Origin of the sequence: Synechococcales cyanobacterium T60_A2020_003, assembly GCA_015272205.1 — a bacterium.
GTDB lineage: Bacteria > Cyanobacteriota > Cyanobacteriia > RECH01 > RECH01 > JACYMB01.
The window spans coordinates 1-5,238 of sequence record JACYMB010000185.1 but is presented as its reverse complement, the minus strand read 5'-3'; the positions used below and the strand labels follow the sequence as shown (position 1 = coordinate 5,238).

Below are 5,238 nucleotides of genomic sequence, written 5' to 3'. Positions count from 1 at the left end.
ACAGAACTCGTTATCTCAATTTTGAGTTCAGGACTTACGCACTACGTGCGGCATCCTGAGTCTTTTAGGCGATGTTGCGCGGGTGTAACCCGCGCAAAATCGCCCAATTGCGTAAGTCCTGGAGTTTTGAGTTCTTAGGTGTGAGTTGACGATACGTTGCACGATCAGTGATTCCAACAAAAGTAGCGACCCTTGGGTATATCGTTGCCATCTTAGCGCGATCGCTCTCCGATGCAGCGCAGTTGCAACAATGCATTGCGTTCTCTACAGAAAATGCAAAACCTTCCCTGAATTTGTCGATATTATTGACTCAGCATGGGAGGAAACAATGATGAACGGGAAAGCCATTCGCCAATGGATTGCAGGGAGCGTTGCGATTGGGTTAGGAGTTTGGAGTGCTAGTGCAGACGGTGCGTCTATTCGTTCTTCACGATACAGTGGGGGCGATCGCCCCATTCAGGTCGCGCAGCAAGCAGACACCTGCCGCCGCGCCGATGTTCAGATTGGGATTTATCAAGAGCCGAATGCGACGAGTCCTGCTGTGGGTGTGATTGGTGCAGGAGACTACATGCGATTAGGGAGCGGCAGTGGCGGCGGTTGGGTACGCATCACAGCCCCAGCCATTGGCTGGGTAGAAGCTAAGTATTTATTGGGCAATGATTCTACGCCTTGTCCCCCCAGTTTGCGCCCTGCGACGCCCACACCGGAGCCGGACGTCTCGGAACCGGGAACTCCAGCCTTTCCACCCGCAAATCAGCCTTCAACTTCTCCGCCTCCTTCGGCGATCGTTGAGGCTCCCGACGCTTCTGAACCGTTAGTCACTCGGGTTGCAACCTGCCGCGTGACACCCCAATCAGGTTTAGTGGTGCGAAGTCGTCCGCTAATCCTCTCAATAACGGCCATCGGTACGCTGCCGTCAGGACTGCAAACAATCGAGTTTACCGATCGCACCCTCACCACTGAAACAGCGGAGGGAACGCGGCAGTGGGTCTACATCCTGTCGCCCCAAGAAGGTTGGATCTCTCCGGGGTTTGTGGGGGACAATTCGAATCTCGTCGGGTCTGGATGTTCTATTTCGTAACGGCAAGGGCTACATAAATCAGGTTTCAACAAAAACGTGGACGGCAGCAACGGCAATAATCATGTCGTCGTTTTTGTCGTTAAGTTCCGGAATCGCCTTGCCTTGAACCACCATGCCTCCCACTTCCACCCGCAGGGACTTTTTCCCAAAGGGCAAAACGGCTAAGACTTCATCAGCTCGGATATCCTCCGGGAACGGCACCCCCACCTGCACCTCTACGATCATCTCGTGGGGGCTATTTAATCCTGCCACCTCCCAAATGCCGGGAAGGGCATTGTGGGCGATCGCATTGCGTACGGCTCGCGCGGCGGCAACGGTGGCGTCTTGCCCATGCTGATCGACGCCCATGCCCATCTCAATTGCAAATCGTTTTTTCACCATTTCATGTTCTCCCCACAACAGCATCTAGACCTATTCCAGCCTCTAGCACAGATATCCATCGCTCTATTATGCAGAAATCCGTCCCCAGATAGTCCGGCTTTCCGTGCCTGAAGGTGTGCTTATTCCCGCGGATTGCCCGTGTAGGTAATGGGGAGTCATCATTAAGGAGACCGAGTACAAATGAATAGTAAGGGGACTTCGTACCTGCTGTGGCTGTCGATTCTGTTAGGAATCGGCGGCTTGCACCGTTTCTACAACGGCAAAATGATTACGGGACTGATCTGGCTACTCACGGGCGGAGTGTTCGGTATTGGGCAGATTATCGACTTGTTCCTGATTCCCGATATGGTCGAGAGCCACAACCTCAAGAAAAGCTCTATTTACGGCGTGCCCTATGCGCCAGAGCGTCCGGCGATCGCCCGTTCCTATGATTATCCATCGAGCAATCCGAGCCTGCGGTTGAGTTTGCTGAAGGCAGCGCAGCGGCATGGCGGCAAGCTCACGGTTACCCAAGCGGTGTCGGAAACGGGAGCCAGCTTTGAAGATGTTGAGGCCGCGTTGATCGGGATGGCGAAAATTGGGCGGGTTGATATCACCAATGATTCGCGTACCGGAGCCGTTACCTACGTCTTTCAAGAGCTTTAGGCATCGTCTAACCGTCGAACGCCATCCGGATCCACATGCCGCACCAGATCGGCGATCGCCCGCTGCGAAACCGGATCGATCCAGTGTCCCGCAATTTCGGCCAGGGGAACCAGCACAAAGGCGCGATCGCCCATCCGAGGATGGGGAATCTCCAGTTCGTCGGTGATGAGGATGCGATCGCTAAACAGCAGCAAATCTAGATCCAATGTTCGAGGCCCCCAGCGTTTATCGCGTACCCGCCCAAAGGACTGCTCAACTCTCTGGAGGATGTGGAGCAACTCCAACGGCTCAAGGTGGGTATCTAGAATCGCGCAGGCGTTGAGATAGTCGGGCTGTGGCGGCCCTACCGGAGCCGTTTTGTACAGCGAAGAGGTTCGGACAACGGTAATACTGGGACACTCATGCAACTGCGTGAGGGCTTGCGCCAGGATCGTCCGTGAGTCACCAAGATTACTTCCAAGGGCGATCGCCACATCGGTCATAGAATTCAGGCTCAGTTTAGGCAGTCGGAACTACGCATCATGGGCAGGATTACGCCAGCCCGGTTTGACCACTTGACGCGATCGCGCAATCACTAGCGCATCATCCTCAACGTCCTCGGTTACGGTAGACCCCGCTGCAATGGTGACGTCGTTGCCAATCGTGACCGGAGCCACTAGCACACTGTTGGAACCCGTTTTGACGCGATCGCCCAGGATTGTGCGGTGTTTCTGGACGCCATCGTAATTCGCGGTGATGGTTCCTGCTCCGACATTTACCTGTTCGCCGAGGGTGGCATCTCCCAGATAGGACAGATGGGCAACGTTGGTGCGATCGCCCAAATTCCCATTCTTAATCTCAACAAAATTACCAATGCGGCAACCCTCACCGATCTCTGCATGACCTCTCAGATGGGCATAGGGGCCAATGCGAGTGCCATCCTGAATGGTGCTATCGCTCACCACCGAATACAGAACCGTCACCCGTTGCCCAATCTGGCTATTTTCAATGAGGCTACCCGGCCCAATGCGGCTCTCCGACCCAACGACCGTCCGGCCTCGCAAGTGGGTTTGCGGTTCGATAATCACGTCGGGATGCAGCTCCACGGTGTCGTCAATGGTGACGCTTTCTGGATCCACCAGCGTCACCCCGGCACGCATCCAGTGTTCTTTAATCCGCGTCTGTAAAATCGAGTAGGCGTTGGCAAGCTGGAGGCGATCGTTGATGCCGAGGATCTCACGATAGTCGTCTACATCAACGGCTACTACCGGACTCATCATGCTGACCGTATCGGTTAAGTAGTATTCCTGCTGATCGTTGTCGGCCTGAAGTTGGGGCAATACCCGCTCTAGTTCTGACCATTTGAAGCAGTAGACTCCGACATTAATGCGGCGATTTTGCTTTTGGGCAGCGGTACAGTCCCGGTCCTCAACGATCTGTGTGACCGTATTTTGACCATCACAAAATACGCGACCGTAGCCTTTGGGATCAGGGAGTTGCGCGGTCAGAATTGCGGCAGCACTGCCTGCGTCTCGATGCGTTTGCAGGAGCTGGCGAATCGTGTCTGCGCGTAGAAGCGGTACGTCACCATTCAACACGAGCAAATCGCCATCGTAGCCTTTGAGGTGGGGCAGAACTTGTTGAACCGCATGGCCTGTCCCCAGTTGTTCAGTTTGTTCCACAAACTCCACCCCTGGATAGTCTGCGAGCGCTTCCCGCACCAGATCCCCTTGATACCCCACAATCACGAATTTATGGGTTGGTGAAACGTCGGATAAACTGTCGAGAACGCGTTCCACTAGCGATCGCTGCCCCAGGGCATGTAATACCTTGGGCAATCGGGACTTCATACGGGTGCCCCGTCCTGCTGCCAAAATTGCTACCGCTACCATGTGATTTATGCCAGATTTTCCAAACGGAGTATATCGCGCTTGGGGAACCTGTGTGTACCTCTAGACCATTGGAATCATAGGTTTAATTCTGCCCTGCTTACCAGGTGGGATCCACAAAGAGGTTGATGGTGACATGGGTTTGTCCCTTTGGCACACCGGAAATGCAGGCACAGATCACGTCACCGTTTTCCAATTCTACTTCGCAGGCATGGCACGATCCCATCAGACAACCTGTTGGAATTGAGAGTCCTGCCCGTTCTGCAACCTGCAGGAGCGGCTCTCCGGCGATCGCCTCAACTGTGACATCATCTGGCAGAAACCGAACCTGAACCGTCATAGCCTAAAACATTAGCCTTAAAAACTATTGATCTGGAAACCATTGTGATGCCCCCACCCAAGCCAAGCCCAGGGTTGCCGCCCGACTCGCCATCTACCCGTTGCACTCTTTCAAGGCGTCTAGGATTGGGGTCAAGTTGAGACGGGGCTGGATTGTATCTGCAAGCCCATTCAGCATTCGTTCCCGCTGCTCTCGATAGTCGGCAATTCCCGTGGGTAAAGATTTTAGCCCCCGCTGCTGCCGGAGGCGATTCAGCCATGTACGTCGCCAAGAGCCACTGTCAAAGATTCCGTGGAGATAGGTTCCCCAAAGCATCTGTGCCGAGTCCACCACGCCCAAATTGCGGTCATCAAACAAGTATTCGTAGGTGAGTCCCCCGGCCTGGTCACTGCCGCTTTCTGCCATGTGGCTCCGCCCTTGGTGCAGTTCGTAGCCAATTACAGGCAGCCCCGTTTGGGGAAAGTTGGAACTGACTTGACGCTGGCGTGCAATTTTCTGTCCAGTAATGATCGTGGTGAGGGGGAGTAGACCTAGCCCTTTGTAACGCCCTTCGTGACCTTCAATACCCTCTGGATCAGCTAAAATACGACCCATAATCTGAAATCCGCCGCAAATTCCCATAATCGTGCCTCCCGCAGCCACGTATTCCTGAATTTGCTCGGCAAGACCTGTATGCTGTAGTGCCAGCAGGTCGGCGATCGCCGTTTTGGTGCCGGGTAAAATCACGGCATCGGGGTAACCTAACTCGTCTCTGATACCCACATAGCGGAGGTTGACCGTGGGTTCCGCTTCGAGGGGGTCAAAGTCCGTAAAGTTGGAAATGCGGGGAAGGCAGATGACAGCGATCGTCAAATCGGCGTTGTTTGATCCATTCGACGATCGATCCATCAACGAGAGGGAATCCTCCGATGGAAACATCTGAT

Annotated in this window: 7 protein-coding genes; 2 read left to right on the top strand and 5 right to left on the bottom strand. The window is 54.3% G+C overall.

Translation table 11 applies throughout. The features are described 5' to 3' along the window. Window positions 1–328: 328 nt before the first annotated feature. Entirely contained in the window at window positions 329–1,081 is a 753-nt protein-coding gene (locus tag IGR76_09575; GenBank protein ID MBF2078752.1) for a hypothetical protein, read from the top strand. An 18-nt stretch (window positions 1,082–1,099) separates the two neighbouring features. Here IGR76_09575 and IGR76_09570 read toward each other — a convergent pair whose 3' ends face one another. Further along, window positions 1,100–1,462 carry a Lin0512 family protein gene (locus IGR76_09570; protein ID MBF2078751.1) on the bottom strand — a complete coding sequence of 121 codons (363 nt, stop codon included), beginning with the start codon at window positions 1,460–1,462 and terminating at the stop codon, window positions 1,100–1,102. A 180-nt stretch (window positions 1,463–1,642) separates the two neighbouring features. Between IGR76_09570 and IGR76_09565 the strand changes: the two genes are divergently transcribed. Continuing rightward, complete coding sequence (locus tag IGR76_09565) at window positions 1,643–2,107, top strand: NINE protein (GenBank protein MBF2078750.1); 465 nt, start codon at window positions 1,643–1,645, stop codon at window positions 2,105–2,107. Here the strand turns inward: IGR76_09565 and folK are convergent. The 4 genes from folK to IGR76_09545 all read right to left on the bottom strand — a co-directional run. Further along, a complete protein-coding gene (gene folK / locus IGR76_09560) occupies window positions 2,104–2,589 on the bottom strand; it encodes a 2-amino-4-hydroxy-6-hydroxymethyldihydropteridine diphosphokinase (GenBank protein MBF2078749.1) in 486 nt (161 codons plus the stop codon). The genes IGR76_09565 and folK overlap by 4 nt on opposite strands. Before the next feature lie 30 nt (window positions 2,590–2,619). After that, the gene (gene glmU, locus IGR76_09555; protein ID MBF2078748.1) at window positions 2,620–3,978 is read right to left on the bottom strand and encodes a bifunctional UDP-N-acetylglucosamine diphosphorylase/glucosamine-1-phosphate N-acetyltransferase GlmU; all 1,359 of its coding nucleotides are present in this window, start codon (window positions 3,976–3,978) and stop codon (window positions 2,620–2,622) included. A gap of 97 nt (window positions 3,979–4,075) precedes the next feature. Beyond that, on the bottom strand, window positions 4,076–4,315 hold the full coding sequence (locus tag IGR76_09550) for a (2Fe-2S)-binding protein (protein MBF2078747.1): 240 nt from the start codon (window positions 4,313–4,315) through the stop codon (window positions 4,076–4,078). A gap of 93 nt (window positions 4,316–4,408) precedes the next feature. Next, window positions 4,409–5,238: cobyric acid synthase CobQ (locus IGR76_09545; GenBank protein MBF2078746.1), on the bottom strand; the 830-nt coding region annotated here is incomplete at its 5' end.